The organism is Mesorhizobium sp. LMG 17147 (assembly GCF_024297145.1).
Taxonomy (GTDB): domain Bacteria; phylum Pseudomonadota; class Alphaproteobacteria; order Rhizobiales; family Rhizobiaceae; genus Mesorhizobium.
The window spans coordinates 80,409-96,734 of sequence record NZ_JANCTC010000017.1 but is presented as its reverse complement, the minus strand read 5'-3'; the positions used below and the strand labels follow the sequence as shown (position 1 = coordinate 96,734).

General features: G+C 60.2%; 14 protein-coding genes and 1 tRNA gene. 10 read left to right on the top strand and 5 right to left on the bottom strand.

The window, feature by feature from the left end:
• On the bottom strand, positions 1–241 hold a 241-nt coding region (locus NMG46_RS24015; protein ID WP_254818053.1), incomplete at its 3' end, for a transposase family protein.
• 297 nt (positions 242–538) lie between these two features.
• On the opposite strand from NMG46_RS24015, the gene NMG46_RS24010 reads away from it, so the two are divergent.
• Entirely contained in the window at positions 539–1,423 is an 885-nt protein-coding gene (locus NMG46_RS24010) for an alpha/beta fold hydrolase (protein ID WP_254819992.1), read from the top strand.
• A 455-nt stretch (positions 1,424–1,878) separates the two neighbouring features.
• On the opposite strand, the gene NMG46_RS24005 is transcribed toward NMG46_RS24010, so the two are convergent.
• Positions 1,879–2,889: a site-specific integrase gene (locus tag NMG46_RS24005; protein WP_254820001.1), complete on the bottom strand. Its 1,011-nt coding sequence runs from the start codon at positions 2,887–2,889 to the stop codon at positions 1,879–1,881.
• A gap of 287 nt (positions 2,890–3,176) precedes the next feature.
• Entirely contained in the window at positions 3,177–4,373 is a 1,197-nt protein-coding gene (locus NMG46_RS24000) for a porin (protein ID WP_254819991.1), read from the bottom strand.
• 449 nt (positions 4,374–4,822) lie between these two features.
• Here NMG46_RS24000 and NMG46_RS23995 point away from each other — a divergent pair.
• Positions 4,823–4,913, top strand: a tRNA-Ser gene (locus NMG46_RS23995).
• A 548-nt stretch (positions 4,914–5,461) separates the two neighbouring features.
• Positions 5,462–6,613: a porin gene (locus NMG46_RS23990; RefSeq protein WP_254819990.1), complete on the top strand. Its 1,152-nt coding sequence runs from the start codon at positions 5,462–5,464 to the stop codon at positions 6,611–6,613.
• 271 nt (positions 6,614–6,884) lie between these two features.
• Here NMG46_RS23990 and NMG46_RS23985 read toward each other — a convergent pair whose 3' ends face one another.
• Positions 6,885–8,537, bottom strand: a complete 1,653-nt coding sequence (locus tag NMG46_RS23985; protein WP_254819989.1) for a sulfotransferase — start codon at positions 8,535–8,537, stop codon at positions 6,885–6,887.
• Between the two features lie 63 nt (positions 8,538–8,600).
• Positions 8,601–10,253 carry a tetratricopeptide repeat-containing sulfotransferase family protein gene (locus NMG46_RS23980; protein WP_254819988.1) on the bottom strand — a complete coding sequence of 551 codons (1,653 nt, stop codon included), beginning with the start codon at positions 10,251–10,253 and terminating at the stop codon, positions 8,601–8,603.
• 121 nt (positions 10,254–10,374) lie between these two features.
• Between NMG46_RS23980 and NMG46_RS23975 the strand changes: the two genes are divergently transcribed.
• From NMG46_RS23975 to NMG46_RS23945, 7 genes are all read left to right on the top strand, one after another.
• Complete coding sequence (locus tag NMG46_RS23975) at positions 10,375–11,481, top strand: pyridoxal phosphate-dependent aminotransferase (RefSeq protein WP_254819987.1); 1,107 nt, start codon at positions 10,375–10,377, stop codon at positions 11,479–11,481.
• 94 nt (positions 11,482–11,575) lie between these two features.
• Positions 11,576–11,854 (top strand): acylphosphatase, encoded by a 279-nt coding sequence (locus NMG46_RS23970; RefSeq protein ID WP_254819986.1) that lies wholly within the window; start codon positions 11,576–11,578, stop codon positions 11,852–11,854.
• Positions 11,855–11,985: 131 nt separating this feature from the next.
• Positions 11,986–12,648, top strand: a complete 663-nt coding sequence (locus tag NMG46_RS23965; protein ID WP_254819985.1) for a TetR/AcrR family transcriptional regulator — start codon at positions 11,986–11,988, stop codon at positions 12,646–12,648.
• Positions 12,649–12,696: 48 nt separating this feature from the next.
• Positions 12,697–13,860 carry an isovaleryl-CoA dehydrogenase gene (locus NMG46_RS23960; RefSeq protein WP_254819984.1) on the top strand — a complete coding sequence of 388 codons (1,164 nt, stop codon included), beginning with the start codon at positions 12,697–12,699 and terminating at the stop codon, positions 13,858–13,860.
• Positions 13,861–13,941: 81 nt separating this feature from the next.
• Positions 13,942–14,334 (top strand): AbrB/MazE/SpoVT family DNA-binding domain-containing protein, encoded by a 393-nt coding sequence (locus tag NMG46_RS23955; RefSeq protein ID WP_254819983.1) that lies wholly within the window; start codon positions 13,942–13,944, stop codon positions 14,332–14,334.
• On the top strand, positions 14,331–14,714 hold the full coding sequence (locus NMG46_RS23950) for a type II toxin-antitoxin system VapC family toxin (protein ID WP_254819982.1): 384 nt from the start codon (positions 14,331–14,333) through the stop codon (positions 14,712–14,714). The genes NMG46_RS23955 and NMG46_RS23950 overlap by 4 nt, the downstream gene beginning before the upstream one ends.
• 4 nt (positions 14,715–14,718) lie before the next feature.
• A complete protein-coding gene (locus NMG46_RS23945) occupies positions 14,719–16,326 on the top strand; it encodes a carboxyl transferase domain-containing protein (protein WP_254819981.1) in 1,608 nt (535 codons plus the stop codon).

Genomic DNA, 16,326 nt, shown 5'->3' with positions numbered 1-16,326 from the left:
GCAGCCGCGAGAAGGTGTCGTGGCTGGGAGCTGCGTCATAGTCGATCAGCCGCGACAGCGCCTGCTTGCGCTCCTGCGCAAACAGGGCGAACTCCGTCGCATTGCTGGCACCACACAGGCTTGCCGCGATCATCATCACGATCAGGTCGCCAAGCCGGTGCGTGGCGTTGGGCGCGCGTGGATCAGGCACCGCGCCAAAGTAGCTCTCAAGGCAGGAAATGGCAGTCGCTCCTTCGCTCAACTGCCTCGCCAAAGAATCCTTTCTCAGCCTAAACTCAACCCCAAAATCGCCATATGCGATTCCCCTGCCTCTAGTGGGGAGATTGGCAGCTTCGCTGAGGGGTACTTTTCTGCAACTTGGGATGTTATCGAAAACGGAGATGATGGCCGATCGTGGGGGAGAAGTCCGGCAGGACAGAGAGGGGCGCTGTCCCGCCGACATCTCGAAGATTCCCAGCGCCGACGCTTCGATTTGACCGTCTCTGCCCTCGCCTGTAGCAGTCGGGAACGATCCGGCAACTGCGAGGAAGCGGTCCATATGGCAATCGAGCAGGGTTTTTCCGACTTCTTCTACGCCGCGCCGGACGGGCTGTCCCTGCACGCCCGCATCTACGGCGAAGCGAATTCCGGCCATTGGCCAGTCGTTTGCCTGCCCGGCCTGACCCGCAATTGCCGTGATTTCCACGAGCTGGCGCTTTATCTGTCGACGCGGGCGAAGCGCAAGGTCGTCGCTTTCGACTATCGCGGGCGCGGGCAGTCCGCCTACGATGCCGATATCGGCCATTACAATATCGGCATCGAAGCGGGTGATATTCTCGCCGGGCTGGCGGCGCTGAGCATCGAGGAGGCTGCCTTCATCGGTACGTCGCGCGGCGGACTGATCATCCATGTGCTCGCGGCGATGCGGCCGGCCGTGCTGAAGGCCATCGTCTTCAACGACATCGGCCCGGTGATCGAGGCGCAAGGTCTCGCCCATATCCGCTCCTATCTCGACCCCACGCCCAGGCCAACGGCGTACGCAGAGGTGGTCCGCGGCCTGCGCAGCACCCATGGCGCGGATTTTCCGGCGCTGACCGATGCAGATTGGGAGCGGATGGCGTCAGCCCTCTACCGCGAGACCAAGGAGGGATTTCTGCCCGACTTCGACCCGAAACTGGTCGACACGCTGGCGGGCCTAGACCTCACTCAGCCGCTGCCTGATCTGTGGCCGCAGTTCGACGCGCTGGCGGCGGTCCCGATGCTCGTCATACGCGGCGCCAACTCGAAGCTGCTGTCCGCCGACACGCTCGAGCAGATGCGGATGCGCCATGCCGATATCGAGACGATCACCGCCGACGGCCAGGGGCATGCCCCGTTTCTCGAGACCGGCAACCTGCCGGGCAGGATCGCTGGTTTTTTCGAGCGGGCGGAGCGGGCGGGCTGATGGGACATAAAGCACTTACCATGCCTTCGTCATCCCAGGGCGGAGCGAACGCGAAGCGGAGCGCAGACCCTGGGATCCATGCCATGACGTCAGCCGAAGAATGCAGCGGATCGGAATGGCGCTCGTATCCGTAAGGTGGACAGCTACCCTTCAATCATCACCCGCGACTGACGCCGGTGCGAAGAAGCACTCGAACTTGCTCCGCCTTCGTGTACGCAAATTTAACGGCATGGATCCCAGGGTCTTCGCTACGTCGCTTCGCTCCTGCTCCGCCCTGGGATGACGAATGCGAGGAGGCGTCGGCCAATCTCGGAGATTTGCGCTCCGCCATTGAAAGAATTTTGCGCCATTGAAAGAATTTTTGACGCTCGCTGCCGAGTGGCAGGCCAGCTTAACGTAAGACCCAAGACTTCATCTCGAGTATTACTTGACTTAATTTCGCCGGGAGCAAACCGTCAGGATTTGGCGCCTCTCTTCGCTGGCTTTGGGGCCTTGCTTGCGGCCGGCTCGCCTTTTGGCTCTCGCCTTGCCGGAGGTGGAGAAGACAAAGCGCTTGCGCCGCCACTGTCCGCGCCACTGCACCGCGGCGTCTCCAGCACGGTGACGCAGCCGTCGAGGTCGTTGGTGGCCAGATGCGCATAGCGCATGGTCATCGACAGCGTCTGGTGGCCGAGCCACATCTGCACCCGCCTGATGTCGATGCCGCCCTGGACGAGACGCGAGGCGCAAGTATGGCGCAATATATGCGGCACGACCTGATCGTCGGCGCCAAGCCCGACCTCGGCCTTGGCATCGTTCCAGATGGCGCGAAACTGTGCCTGGCTGAGCTTGGTGAACGGACCTTTGGGCCGGCGGCCCTCGGTGGCCGGCAGCTTGATCACCTCTTTTACCCGCTCGGTCATCGGGATGGTGCGGCTGCGGCCGGACTTGGTGATCCAGAAACTGACGCGGTGCTCCTGGATATCGTTCCAGATCAAGCCCAGCGCTTCGCCGAGGCGGCAACCGGTGTCGACGAGAAAGACGGAAAGCCGATAAGCGTCCTCGCTGCGGCTCTTGATGGCGGCGAACAGCCGGGCCTCCTCCTCTCTTTCGAGGAAGCGAATCCGTCCCGCCCGCTCCTTCTGGCGGCGGAACTCGGGCAGGCTGTGGATATCTCCCATCTTGTGAGCCTTGCGCAGCAGTTTGCTGAGGGCAGCCATCTTCCGGTTGATGGTTGCGTTGCTGTTGCCGCGCTGGCGCAAGGTACCGATAAGGTTGTCGAGGGTGCTTTGGTCAAAGGCGCTGAAACGCTCCCCAAGGAGGATCTCGTCTATTTCGCCGATGAAGGAGCTGACATTGTATTTGTGTCGCCCATCATCCCAAAGTACGTCCCGGTATACTGAAAACAGTTCTCCGATCCTGTGCGACTTTACTTCTCTTATCTTGTTATAACTGTATTTTATCTTTGCAGTTTGAGAAGAAAACATCGAAAAATGATCAGAGGTTCCTCCCTCTTGAATCGCATCGTTCGTCATTATTCGCCACACCCCCGAGTGGATAGGCCTAGACCTACCTGCTTGGTGGTGCCCTTTCAAGAGTTTTAAGCGTTGCGGCCGATCTCATCCACCACTGGCGGATCCCAACGACATCGTTCCACAACCCTTTTCAGCTACCGATCCCCCTTCTCCTTCTGTTTGCATACCAGTCGCGAAAACAAATCCAGCCCGGGCGGTTAAGCGCCCGGGCTGGATTTCAGTTTGCTTAAGTCCAGCCCTTAGAACGAGCGCTGGAAGCGGAGCATGCCGCCGATGGCGTCTTTCTTGTCGCCCGGGATGCCGGTCCAGTTGTATTCATAGCCGGGCAGCGAGTCGCTATCGATGTGATGATCGTTATGGGCATAGTCCACTTCGGCCGTAATCGTGAAGCCGGGAACGATGTCGTAGGCGATATTGGCCGCGACACCAGCTTCCTTGGCTTCATCATACGACACCTGGAGGTTGAACGAGGTCTTCTCGTTGATGGTGTACGTACCACCACCCCAGACTGCCCAGTTGCCGCCCCACTGCTTGTAGAAGTTGCGCGGGAGATTGTCGTCGGAGCCGTAGCCGGCCATCAAGAACAGCGACAGGTTCTGCATCGGCGTGACGTCGAGGCGAACCTTGCCGGCCCATTCTTCCAGGCTGCTGTCGTAGGCAACAACACCGCTGATGGAGCCCCAGCCCTGCGTGTACTTCACGCCGCCGACGATATACGGGACGAAGCTGTCGACCGAGTCGTGGCCGAGATTGAGGGCAGTATTGGCGCTGTTAAGGATAAAGCCTTCACCGGTTTCCAACGAAGCCACGGCCGAGAAGCCGTTGCCGGCATCGAAGTAGTACTGGACGACGTTGGTGTCGAAGCCGCCGTAGGGAACGATCGTATCCTGGATGACGTTGCCGGCATAGCCGGTGAACGTGTTGAAGGCTGTTTCGTCCTTACCGACGCGGAGACCACCAAGCTGGATCCAGGCGAAGTTCAGCGAAACGCCTCTGCTGCCAAAGCTGGAGAAGGGAGTGTCGATACCGGGGACGGAATGGTAGCCGGTTCCCCAGTTGAAGCGGGTCTCGGTGTAGGTCTTCAAGGTACCCATCTCGGTTTCCTGGCCGGTATAGGTCCTCAGCGTGAAGCGAGCCTGCTTGTAGTAGCCGTCGTTGACGTTGTCTTCACCATTCAAGGCATCCAACAGGTCCTGGTACCTGGCGCCGTCGAACGAGCCAGCCTGGCCCACGCCGATGTCATAGCGGACGTAGCCGCCGATGCGCAGGCAGATTTCGGTGCCGGGGACGTAGTAATAGCCAGCGCCGTAGACGTCGCAAATCTTGACGTATTCAGCGGGTTCCGGCTCGGCGACGACGACGGCGTCGGCGGCGCGCGCACCGGAAACTGCGATCAGTGCCGCAGCGGAGCCGAGAAGAAGGCTCTTGATGTTCATTTTCTGACCTCCAGTCAAAAGTTAAAAAACGGGTCTGGGTATTCTTTGCTGAAGGACAGCGTTCCCTGCCCCATCCCCACTACCGAAAAAGATGCGCACCGCGCCGCTCCTTCAAACCCGACATTACCCATGAGACGGCGGCGTTCAACCACCATCGTACAGGCAAAAGGTTTGTGTTGGCGCTATCCCCCAACGTTGTTGCACAAATGACACGATTTGGCCTCACTCCGAAAGGTCCCGTTAACCAATGGCCCTCAGCAAGCCGTTGCAAACGGCGGATTCCGGCGATGGTCGGCCCGAAATGTGACCATGGCCTGAGTCGCGAACCAGGGAATTGCCGCAGAATCGACACATCGCCGGGCGGCGCTTTCGCAAAGGGTCGATTTTTCAACGATAATTGCGCCAGCTTGTTGATTGTGCCGGCGCTTTTCTTTATCCACCGGCGCAACGGAGAGGTGGCCGAGTGGTCGAAGGCGCTCCCCTGCTAAGGGAGTAGAGGTCAAAAGCTTCTCGTGGGTTCGAATCCCATCCTCTCCGCCACCCTACGCCCTGCGGGCTTCGCAGGACAAGTCCTGCAATTCTTGTCGTGAATCCCCTGCAAAACCTGGTTTCCGAAGCCTTCCAAGCTTCGTTATCCCAGGGCAAAGCAGGAGCGAAGGGACGTCGCGAAGACCCCGGGATCCATGCCGCGACATAAGCCAAAGAATACAGCGGCTCAGGATGGTCGTTCGACGAGTGCAGTCGCCAAAGGGTGCGCTGAAGCAGAGCTTTCACCGTGGTGACACGTAAACTGGGGTCTGCGCTGCGTCGCTTCGCTCCTTGCTCCGCCCCAGGAATGACGAAGGGAGAAATGTGTGCGATCGCCACCGACAAGGGTGAGCCAATCTGTCAAAACTTCCTGCGTCAAAGAATTAGTTGGCAGCGCTTTTTTCGGGACGCTTTTCGCCCACGGATGTTTGCGGTGATGTTTTCACGACCAGCGCAAGATCCCACGATTCTCCGAAAAATGAAGCAATAACAACTCATTACCGCAAGAACACCTGCCGCAGGTGTCGCTCTTTTGTTCGATTCTGACTGGAGGTCAGAAAATGAACATCAAGAGCCTTCTTCTCGGCTCCGCTGCGGCACTGATCGCAGTTTCCGGTGCGCGCGCCGCCGACGCCGTCGTCGTCGCCGAGCCGGAACCCGCTGAATACGTCAAGATTTGCGACGTCTACGGCGCTGGTTACTTCTACATCCCCGGCACCGAAACCTGCCTGCGCATCGGCGGCTATGTTCGCTATGACATTGGCATTGGCGACGTCGGCTCATTCGACGGTGCAAAGACCACCGATCAGCAGGACGGCGACTCGCAGGATACCTACTACAAGCACGCCCGCTTCACGCTGAAGACCTGGACCGGCCAGGAAACCGAGATGGGTACCTTGAAGACCTATACCGAGACGCGCTTCAACTGGGGTAACCACAACGATTACCTTGATGACAACTTCAATGGCGGAACGAGTGTTTCGCTGAACTTCGCCTGGGTCCAGCTCGGTGGTCTCCGCGTTGGTAAGGACGAATCGGCCTTCGACACGTTCATCGGGTACGCCGGCAACGTCATCCAGGATACGCTGGTTCCCTATGGCGGCTTCGACACCAATGTCGTCCAGTATTACTTCGATGCCGGAAACGGCTTCTCGGCGGTGGCTTCGTTGGAAACCGGTTCGGGCAGTGCCGCTGCCGATCCCGGACTTTTCCAAGACAGCAACAGCGGCAATGATTCCATCGACAGCTATGTCCCGTATGTCGTCGGCGGTATCAAATACACACAGGGCTGGGGCTCGATCACCGGTGTCGCCGCCTACGACAGCACCTGGGAAGAGTGGGCCGGTAAGGTTCGCGTCGACGTTACGCCGATACAGAACCTGACACTGTTCATCATGGCTGGCTACGGCTCTGACGACAACATCGACCGCAACTTCTACAAGCAGTGGGGCGGCAACTGGGCAGTCTGGGGTGGTGGCACCTACACCATCAACGAGAAGACCTCGTTCAATCTCCAGGCCTCCGCTGACGATGACAAAAACTACGGCGTCGCTGCGAACATTGCTTACGATATCGTTCCCGGTCTCACGATTACTGCCGAAGTCGATTGGGCCCGCGACGGCCAGTTTGACAAAGCCTACGATCGCAACTGGACCAATGCCGACGACAAGGACAGCGTCGGCGGGATGCTGCGCTTCCAGCGCTCATTCTAACGGTCCCAGCCTGATTTGAGATCGAACCCGGCGGGCCGACCGCCGGGTTTTCGTATAGGGCCGCTGCCATCAAATCTCGATGTTTGGATACAGGCTACCGCTCAGCATCGATCGCAGGACTGAGCTGAGCTATCGCAATGCTCGCCTCGCCGCTTGTCGGACGTAAAGGAAATGAAAACCTTGGCACGATCTGCGGTGCTGGCCTACAGGATCAAAGGATCCCGGCAGCAAGTCATGGCGGACCTCGGCCTGCCGAACACTACCCATTTGTTCAAAGTACGGCCAGGTCGCCCAAGGCGTGAATCAGTGGCTGGATCGTGCCCTCGTACTTTTTCCAGCGTTTGACGGATGAACTATAGATCGGCTGCCGCACCTGCCAGCGGCTGGGAGTATTGACCGACCCGCTCCTCTCGAAAAAGCGCAGGCAGGCATCGTCCCAAGGCAAGCCGAGATGATCGATGAGACGACGCGTTTGCGTCTCTTGATCCGCAACCAGCGTCTCATAGCGGCTTTCGAAAATACGTCCGGGAAAGACCTTATTCCAATGCCGCATCAAGCGATCATATTCACGGTAGTACAACCCGAGTGTCTCAAGGTCGGCGTTGTAGCCGTGGTCCTTGGTGAAATGCAGGACGAAGCAGGAGACGCAATTGTCGATGGCATCGCGCCGGCAATGAATGATGCGCGCGTTGGGAAAGAGAATTCCAATCACGCCGATAAACTCGAAGTTGTGCGGCATTTTGTCGACGATGCGGAGCGCGGCAGGCGCATGCTGGCGCAGATAAGACAGGTATTCTTCGGCCAGCGCCCTCGACTGATCCCTCGTCATCGACATGATCGAACTGCGCAGGTCCTCATCCGAGAGTGTCCTAAAGCCCATCGAGTTCGCGATTCGCCGCAGCTTCGTAAGCTCCCCGGCGCCATGGACATCCGGATGGCTCGCGCAGATCTGCTCCGTCAGCGTCGTACCCGACCGCGGCATGCCCAGCACAAACACGGGCACTTCGGACGGACTGCCGTGGCCAGCCTTGGCTTCCAATAGTGATGGGCTGAATATCTCGATCATGGAATCGACGCTTCGGCGGTAGTACTCCAGGTCGAAATCGTGACCAGCGGCCTTTTTCGCCCTCTTGAAGTGATCCATCGCCTCTTCATAGCGCTGAAGATCGTTCAGCACTTTGCCTGCGGCGTGATGGAGCTGCGATGCAGCAACCGGTTCGAGCTTGGGATTGGAGAGTTCGCGCAGGATAGAGTCGAGCTCGGCAGGTTTTTCGGTGAACTTTTGCGTGTCGACCAGGTAATTGTAGGCTGCCCCAACATCTACGCGACGTTCTATTGCCTGATCGAGATAGGCTCTGGCTTCGTCCATGCGGCCGAGGCTGGTGAGCGCACCAGCCAGACCAATCCGGACCATGGGATGGTCGCCGTTGATCCTTAGCGCCTTCTCGTAAAGGGGCAAAGCCATCTCGGCCTTGTCGAAGTTGACGTAGGCACGCGCCAGTCCGCAAAGCGCTTCCACCAGATCGGGCTTCAATTCGCAGGCGCGCTGCAAGTGCCTGATCGCAAGCAAGCTGTCGCCAAGCTTCAGACCGGCCTCTCCCAGGCTAAGGTGGAAATATGGATTTTGAGGCGTCTGGCTTACTGCCCGCGCAAAATATTTGAGAGCCAACTCATCGTCGACACCGAGCCCCAACGTGCCGAGGATGTAGAGCGAAAGCGGGTGGTTGGGCGTGCGGGCGAGAACGCGATGGCATAATTCCTCCGCCTCCGGGAGCCGCTTGGCTTGCTGAAGTTCGAGCGCCTGTCGCAGCAGCATGTCGTCAGCTTGCGCGCGCGAGGGCGATTTCACTTTCTGTGGCTGCACTTTCGGCGCCGAACGGGACTTTATGTGTTTGGACCAAGCGGGCGGCAGTCGGTTGCTCATCATGTCTCGCTAGCAAAATGGTCCGGGAGAATCCAGCCTGACCGTTGCCGCCAGCCGTCGAACTTAGACACCGGCGAGATCGCCGAGCGATTGGATCAGCGGCTGGATTGCGCTCTCATAGTTTTTCCAGCGCTTGACAGATGAACTGTAGATCGGCTGCCGGACTTGCCAGCGACTGGCCGTATTGACCGATCCGCCCTTGTCGAAGAAGCGCAGGCAGGCATCGTCCCAGGGCAATCCAAGATAGTCGATCAGACGGCGCGACTGTGTCTCTTGATCCGCAACCAGCGTCTCGTAGCGGTTTTCGAAAATACGTCCCGGAAAAACGTTGTCCCAATGTCGCATCAGGCGGTCATATTCGCGGTAGTACAGCCCAAGTGTCTGCAGGTCGGCGATGTAGCTGTGTCCCTTGGACAAATTCAGGAAAAAACACGAGAGGCAATTGTCGATGGCGTCACGGCGACAGTGAATAATCCGCGCGTTGGGAAAGAGGAGGCCTATGAGCCCGATCAGTTCGAAGTTTTGGGGCATTTTGTCGACGACGCGAAGTGCGGTCGGCGCACGCTCACGAAGGTAGGACAAATGCTCCTCGGCCAACCTTTTGGACACGTCAGGGGTGATCGGCACGATCAATTGGCCCAAGGCTCGTGACGGAACCTTCGTGAGGCCGATAGCATTTGCGGCTCGCCTTAGCTTGCTGAGTTCTCCTGCGCCGTGAACATCCGGGTGGCTCGCGCAAATCTGCTCGGTCAGGGTGGTCCCTGACCGGGGCATGCCCAGTACAAACACGGGCACTTCCGATGGGCTCCCATGACCCGCCTTGGCAGCCACCATGTCCGCGTTGAAGAGCTCGATCGTGGAGTCGACCCAACGGCGATAGGTTTCCAGATCGAACTTGTAGCCTGCGGCCTGCTTGCCTTTCTGGAAGTGATCCATCGCGTCTTCGTAGCGCCCAAGGTCGTTCAGCACCTTGCCGGCAGCGTGATGAAGTCTCATCGCACTTTCGGGGTCAAGCTTTGGGTTGCCCAATTCACGCAGGATGAACTTAAGTTCAGCCGGCTCTTCGGTGAATTTGCGCATATGCACAAGCTCGTTATAGGCGGCGGGCATCGCGATGCGACGTTCGATCGCCTCTTTCAGATAGATTTCGGCTTCGTCCGCGCGACCGAGACCGGTGAGTGCGCTGGCCAGTCCTGTCCGAACGCGAGGATGATCGCGGTTGATCTTGAGCGCTTTCTCGTAAACCGGGACAGCCATGTCAGCCTTGTCGAATTCGACGTAAGCGCGTCCCAGCGCGCAAAGCGCTTCCAGCAAATCGGGCTTCAACTTCAATGCTTGCTGAATATGCCTGATTGCGAGCGAATATTCGCTGACCTTCAGATAGGTTTCACCCAGACTAAGGTGATAAAAGGGGTTTTGAGGCTCCTCGCCGACGGCTCGGGCCAAATATCGCAGCGCCATTTCATCGTCGAGCCCGATGAATAGCGTGCCCATAATATACAAAGCCAAGGGATGGTTGGGCGTGCGCTCCAGCACGCGACGGCACAGTTCCTTAGCCTCGGCCAACCGCTTGGCCTGCTGAAAGCTATACGCCTGTTTCAGCAGCGCATCGTCAGCCTGCGCGCGCGACGACGGTTTCGCCTTCGGCGGTTCCACTTTCGGGGCCGGGCGGGACTTTATGTGCTTGGACCAAGCGGGCGGCAGTCGGTTGCTCATCATGCCTCGCTAGCAAAATGGCCCGGGAGAATCCAGCCTGACCGTTGCCGCCGGCCGCGGAACTTGCGCAGGCCAAGCCGGCAGGCTAGCAAGAAGGCCCCTTTTTTAACGAGCCTTCGCCATGCGCCCTCCCCTTACACCGCTCATCGCCGCGCTTCCCTCCACGGTGCCGTTTGTCGGCCCGGAGGCGCAGGAGCGTGATCGCGGCCGCGCCTTTCGCGCCCGCATCGGCGCCAATGAGAGCAGCTTTGGCCCTTCGCCGCGCGTCGTTTCCCGCATGGCCGGGATTGCCGGCGACATGTGGATGTATTGCGACCCCGACAATCACGATTTGAAGGTAGCCGTAGCCAGGCATCTCGGCGTCGGCGCCGAAAACGTCGTCGTCGGCGAAGGCATAGACGGGCTGCTCAGCCTGGTTGCGCGCATGTATGTGGCGCCCGGCGACGCGGTGGTGACCTCGCTCGGCGCCTATCCGACCTTCAACTTTCATGTTGCCGGCGTCGGCGGCCGATTGGTCGCGGTGCCCTACGAGAACGATCGGGAAAACCTCGACGGCCTGCTGGCTGCGGTCGCCAGGGAGAAGGCGCCACTGGTCTACCTGTCCAACCCGGACAATCCGATGGGCAGCTGGTGGGAAGCCGCCGAGCTCAGCCGCTTCATCGACGCGTTGCCGCAGACCACGATGCTGGTGCTCGACGAAGCCTATGGCGAATTAGGGCCCGCGTCGGCACTGCCGCCGATCGATGTCGCGCGGCCGAACGTCATCCGCATGCGCACCTTCTCCAAGGCCTATGGGCTGGCCGGCATACGCTGCGGCTATGCGGTGGCGGAGGCCCAAGTGATTCGCGATTTCGAGAAGATCCGCAATCATTACGGCGTCAGCCGTATGGCGCAGATTGCCGGCGTCGAGGCGCTTGCCGATCAGGCCTGGCTGGAAAGCGTGGTGGCGCAGGTCGCCGCCGGCCGCCGGCGCATTGCCGCAATAGCCGAAGCGAACGGGCTGAAGCCGCTGGCTTCGGCGACCAATTTCATCACTATCGATTGCGGCCGCGACGGCGCCTTCGCGCTGAAGGTGCTGCAGGCGTTGTTGTCGCGCGACGTCTTCATCCGCAAGCCGATGGTGCCGGTGCTCGATCGCTGCATCCGGGTCAGCGTCGGCCTCGACCACGAGCTCGACATTTTTGCCGAGGAACTGCCCGGCGCACTGGCGGCAGCACGGGGGAACTGAAGAGCCTTCGCCCTATTGTGTGGCTGACCGGGCGGCAGCGCGGTTGAATTTGCACGGCGATGCGCCAGACTCGACTCTGAGGATGGAGAGCGCGATGACCGACCGCACTGTACAGGTACGCATATATGGCAAGGTGCAAGGCGTCAGCTACCGGGTCTGGGCGCGGCGCGAGGCGTCGGCGCTTGGCCTCGCCGGGTGGGTGCGCAACGAAGTTGACGGCTCGGTGACAGCCTTGATTGCCGGGACCCGTGCGGCGGTCTCGACAATGATCGAACGGCTTTGGCAAGGGCCGCCAGGGGCAGCAGTTTCGAAGGTCGATGTCGAGGACCTCGAGGCACGCAACACGTCCGCGGGATTCAGGATTGTTGCCTAGCAAAGCACGATCCTGCTCATTCGCTTCCATCGCACAAAAATTCCCGGGTGCAGATAGAGCAAACCTGAAGCTACTGCCGCACATGCCTCCGCCCTTGAATTAATTGAACGTTTGTTTTATTGCTTTGCGTCATGGCGCGTACGACCGGCTCCCACGGAGAAAAGACCGAAGCTGCGGTCCGCGAGGCGGCGGTCAGCCTGATTGCGCGTCTCGGCTACGAGGCGATGTCGATGCGCCAGCTGGCGGCCGAGGTTGGCGTCCAGGCAGCGGCGCTTTACCGCTATTTTCCGACCAAGCAGGACCTTCTGTTCACGCTGATGCGTGAGCATATGGAAGGCTTGATCGAGGCGTGGCGCGCAACACGCCCTGTCGGCGCCGATCCGGCAACCCGGCTTGCCGCCTATGTCGAAAACCACATCGCTTTCCATATCGAACGCCGCCATTCCACCCATGTCTCGAACATGGAGCTGCGCAGCCTGTCGCACGAAAAACTCACGCAGATCCTGCGCATGCGCACGGCCTACGAGAAGGAGCTGCGCGCCATCCTGCGCGACGGCGTCGAAGCGGGCTTATTCAGCATCGAAGACACAGGGCTCACCGCCATGGCGCTGATCCAGATGATGACCGGCGTCATCGTCTGGTTCCGGCCGGGCGAACGGCTGTCGATCGCCGAAGTCACCGCTACATATCTAGCAATGACAATGCGGCTTGTCGGAGCAAAGAGCGATGGCGCGAGGACGGGCCACGGCACTGTGCGTCCATTCGAGCGCGCAAAGGACGCTCTAGCACTTTGATTTCGCGCATGATCCCGATTTTCGGGGTCGTGCGCCGGGAGGAACGGCATGTACACGCATACGCTCAACTTCGGGCTTGACGAAGACATCGAGGCGCTGCGCGACCTGGTGCGGCGCTTCGCCCAGGAGAAAATCGCGCCGATAGCCGCCGAGATCGACCGCACGAACGAATTCCCGGCGCATCTGTGGGTGGAGCTCGGCGGGCTCGGCCTACTCGGCATCACCGCCGATCCCGATTTCGGCGGCAGCGGCATGGGCTATCTCGCCCATGTTGTGGCGATGGAGGAGATTTCGCGCGCCTCCGCCTCGGTCGGCCTCTCCTACGGCGCCCATTCCAACCTCTGCGTCAACCAGATCAATCGCTGGGCGACGCAGGCGCAGAAGGAAAAATATCTGCCTTCGCTCTGCAGCGGCGAAAAGGTCGGCGCACTGGCAATGTCGGAATCGGGTGCCGGTTCCGATGTGGTGTCGCTGCGCCTGCGCGCCGAAAAGCGCAACGACCGCTATGTGCTCAACGGCACCAAAATGTGGATCACCAACGGACCGGATGCCGAGACGCTGGTCGTCTACGCCAAGACCGATCCGGAACTCAATTCGCGCGGCATCACCGCTTTCATCGTCGAAAAAGCCTTTGCCGGTTTTTCCGTGGCGCAAAAGCTCGACAAGCTCGGCATGCGCGGCTCGAACACCGGCGAGCTGGTGTTCGAGAATGTCGAAGTGCCGTTCGACAATGTGCTGCACGAGGAAGGGCGCGGTGTCGAGGTGCTGATGTCGGGCCTGGACTACGAACGCGCCGTGCTGGCCGGCGGGCCGATCGGGCTGATGGCTGCGTGCCTCGATGTAGCGATACCTTACGTGCACGAGCGCAAGCAGTTCGGCCAGCCAATCGGCGAATTCCAGCTGGTGCAAGGCAAGCTCGCCGACATGTATGCGACGATGAACGCGGCACGTTCTTACGTCTACGCCGTAGCCAAGGCCTGCGATCGCGGTGAGACGGCCCGCAAGGATGCTGCCGGCTGTATCCTCTTCGCCGCCGAAAAGGCGACGCTGATGGCGCTCGACGCCATTCAGCTTTTGGGCGGCAACGGCTACATCAACGACTACCCGACCGGCCGGCTGCTGCGCGACGCCAAGCTCTACGAGATCGGCGCCGGCACCAGCGAAATCCGTCGCTGGCTGATCGGGCGGGAAATCATGGCGGAGGGCGCCTGATGGCATCCTTTGGAGTTTTGCCAGAAGGCACATGATGTGGCATATTTTAGAATACGTGCCACAATATAGGGGAGGCGCACGATGGCGGGCAGAACGGGAAAGTCCGGATTTGACGAAGATCAGCAAACACAGCTCGATGCCAGCGCTCGCAAAACGCCGCTTAGGGTTCCGGTGAAACGAGAGCGTGTCAAGCTTGGCGAGGGCGGGCGCTTCGTCATCCCTGCTGCGATGCGCGAGGAGATGGGCGTGAAGCCTGGCGAGGAGATGATCCTGCATGTCGAAAACGGCGAACTGCGGGTAAGATCGTGGCTGCAGAATCTGCGACGCGTCCAGGCCGAATTGTCGGCGCTGAAACAGCCCGGTGAAAGCGTCGTCGACGAATTTCTGAAGGAGCGGCGGGAAGAGCAGCGTCGAAGCGACAAGCGTCTCGACCGGCTTCACGCCGAAGGGACGACAGGAAAGCGGGCGAAATGAAGCCCTACGTCATGGACAGTTCGGCGGCACTCGCAATCCTGCTCAACGAGCAAGGCACCGATAGTGCTTTGGGGTTCGCGCCGGACGCACAATGCAGTTCGATCAATGCGGCCGAAATCATTGCCAAACTGATCGACAAGGGACGCAGCATGGAACAGGCCGCGGACGACCTCGCCAGTCTCGGCATGCCGATCGCCGTTTTCGACGAAGCGATGGGCATCGCCGCCGGGCAGCTTCGCCAACTGACGCGGCATCGCGGCCTGTCGTTGGGCGATCGGGCCTGCCTCGCGCTGGCAATTCGCGAGAACGCCATTGCCGTCACCGCTAATCGCGATTGGAGCGACCTCGATGTCGGCTGCAAGATCGAGCTGATCCGGTAGCGCCATGGCCCCCCTCACCTCGCAGATTTCGCCCGCCTCCGATATTTTCCGCGCCAATGCCGAGCGCATGCGGGCGCTGGTCGCCGATATTGCTGAGAAAGCGGCCACGGTCGAACGCGGTGGCTCGGAAGAGGCGCGTGAGCGGCACGTCTCGCGCGGCAAGCTCCTGCCGCGGCAACGTCTCGCCCAATTGCTCGATACCGGCTCGCCCTTCCTCGAAATCGGCCAGTTCGCGGCATGGTCGATGTATGGCGAGGACATCCCGTCGGCTGGTCTCATCGCCGGCATCGGGCGCGTCGAAGGCACCGAAGTGATGGTCGTCGTCAACGACGCCACGGTGAAGGGCGGCACCTATTATCCGCTGACAGTGAAGAAGCATCTGCGTGCACAGGAAATCGCGCTGCAGAACAATCTGCCTTGCATCTATCTGGTCGACAGCGGCGGCGCCAATCTGCCCAATCAGGACGAGGTGTTTCCCGACCGCGATCATTTCGGCCGCATCTTCTATAACCAGGCCAACATGTCGGCCGCCGGCATTCCGCAGATCGCCTGCGTCATGGGGTCGTGCACGGCCGGCGGCGCCTATGTGCCTGCGATGTCGGACGAGACAATCATGGTGCGCAACCAGGCAACCATCTTTCTCGGCGGCCCGCCGCTGGTGAAGGCGGCCACCGGCGAGGACGTCACCGCCGAGGACCTCGGTGGCGCCGACGTGCACACAAGGCTTTCCGGCGTTGCCGACCACTATGCGCTCGACGACGAGCATGCGCTGGCCATATGCCGGCGTATCATCAAAAACCTGAATCGGAACAAGACTGTAAGCCTTGCCTTACAGAAATCGATTCCGCCGCTTCACGATCCACATGAACTCTACGGCATCGTGCCGACGGATCTGCGCCAGCCCTACGACGTACGCGAGGTAATCGCCCGCACCGTCGACGGCTCCGAATTCGATGAGTTCAAGCAGAATTATGGCACCACGCTGGTCACCGGTTTTGCCCATCTTAGCGGCATCCCGGTCGGCATCATCGCCAACAACGGCGTGCTGTTTTCGGAAAGCGCGCTAAAGGGCGCGCATTTCATCGAGCTGTGCTGCCAGCGCAGGATCCCGCTGATTTTCCTGCAGAACATCACCGGCTTCATGGTCGGGCGGAAATACGAGGCCGGCGGCATCGCCAAGGACGGCGCCAAGCTGGTCCTGGCGGTCGCAACGGCCAAGGTGCCGAAGATGACCGTGATCATCGGCGGCTCGTTCGGCGCCGGCAATTACGGTATGTGCGGACGCGCCTATTCGCCACGCTTCCTGTGGATGTGGCCGAATGCCCGCATTTCGGTGATGGGCGGCGAGCAGGCTGCAACGGTGCTGGCCGTGGTCAAGCGTGAGGGCATCGAGCGCAAGGGCGGGGAATGGAGCGCCGAGGAGGAGGCGAAATTCAAGAAGCCGATCCTTATGAAATACGAGCATGAAGGCCACCCGCTCTATTCGTCGGCGAGGCTCTGGGACGACGGCATCATCGACCCGGCCAAGACCCGCGAGGTGCTGGCGCTCAGCCTTTCGGCCGCGCTCAACGCCGAGATCGAAGAGACAAGGTTCGGCGTGTTCAGGATGTGA

What these genes read in the sequence shown, in the direction of transcription:
- NMG46_RS24010 (WP_254819992.1), top strand. Translation starts at nt 539, where the DNA reads ATGGCAATCGAGCAGGGTTTTTCCGACTTCTTCTACGCCGCGCCGGAC.
- NMG46_RS24005 (WP_254820001.1), bottom strand. Translation starts at nt 2,889, where the DNA reads ATGTTTTCTTCTCAAACTGCAAAGATAAAATACAGTTATAACAAGATA.
- NMG46_RS24000 (WP_254819991.1), bottom strand. Translation starts at nt 4,373, where the DNA reads ATGAACATCAAGAGCCTTCTTCTCGGCTCCGCTGCGGCACTGATCGCA.
- NMG46_RS23990 (WP_254819990.1), top strand. Translation starts at nt 5,462, where the DNA reads ATGAACATCAAGAGCCTTCTTCTCGGCTCCGCTGCGGCACTGATCGCA.
- NMG46_RS23985 (WP_254819989.1), bottom strand. Translation starts at nt 8,537, where the DNA reads ATGAGCAACCGACTGCCGCCCGCTTGGTCCAAACACATAAAGTCCCGT.
- NMG46_RS23980 (WP_254819988.1), bottom strand. Translation starts at nt 10,253, where the DNA reads ATGAGCAACCGACTGCCGCCCGCTTGGTCCAAGCACATAAAGTCCCGC.
- NMG46_RS23975 (WP_254819987.1), top strand. Translation starts at nt 10,375, where the DNA reads ATGCGCCCTCCCCTTACACCGCTCATCGCCGCGCTTCCCTCCACGGTG.
- NMG46_RS23970 (WP_254819986.1), top strand. Translation starts at nt 11,576, where the DNA reads ATGACCGACCGCACTGTACAGGTACGCATATATGGCAAGGTGCAAGGC.
- NMG46_RS23965 (WP_254819985.1), top strand. Translation starts at nt 11,986, where the DNA reads ATGGCGCGTACGACCGGCTCCCACGGAGAAAAGACCGAAGCTGCGGTC.
- NMG46_RS23960 (WP_254819984.1), top strand. Translation starts at nt 12,697, where the DNA reads ATGTACACGCATACGCTCAACTTCGGGCTTGACGAAGACATCGAGGCG.
- NMG46_RS23955 (WP_254819983.1), top strand. Translation starts at nt 13,942, where the DNA reads ATGGCGGGCAGAACGGGAAAGTCCGGATTTGACGAAGATCAGCAAACA.
- NMG46_RS23950 (WP_254819982.1), top strand. Translation starts at nt 14,331, where the DNA reads ATGAAGCCCTACGTCATGGACAGTTCGGCGGCACTCGCAATCCTGCTC.
- NMG46_RS23945 (WP_254819981.1), top strand. Translation starts at nt 14,719, where the DNA reads ATGGCCCCCCTCACCTCGCAGATTTCGCCCGCCTCCGATATTTTCCGC.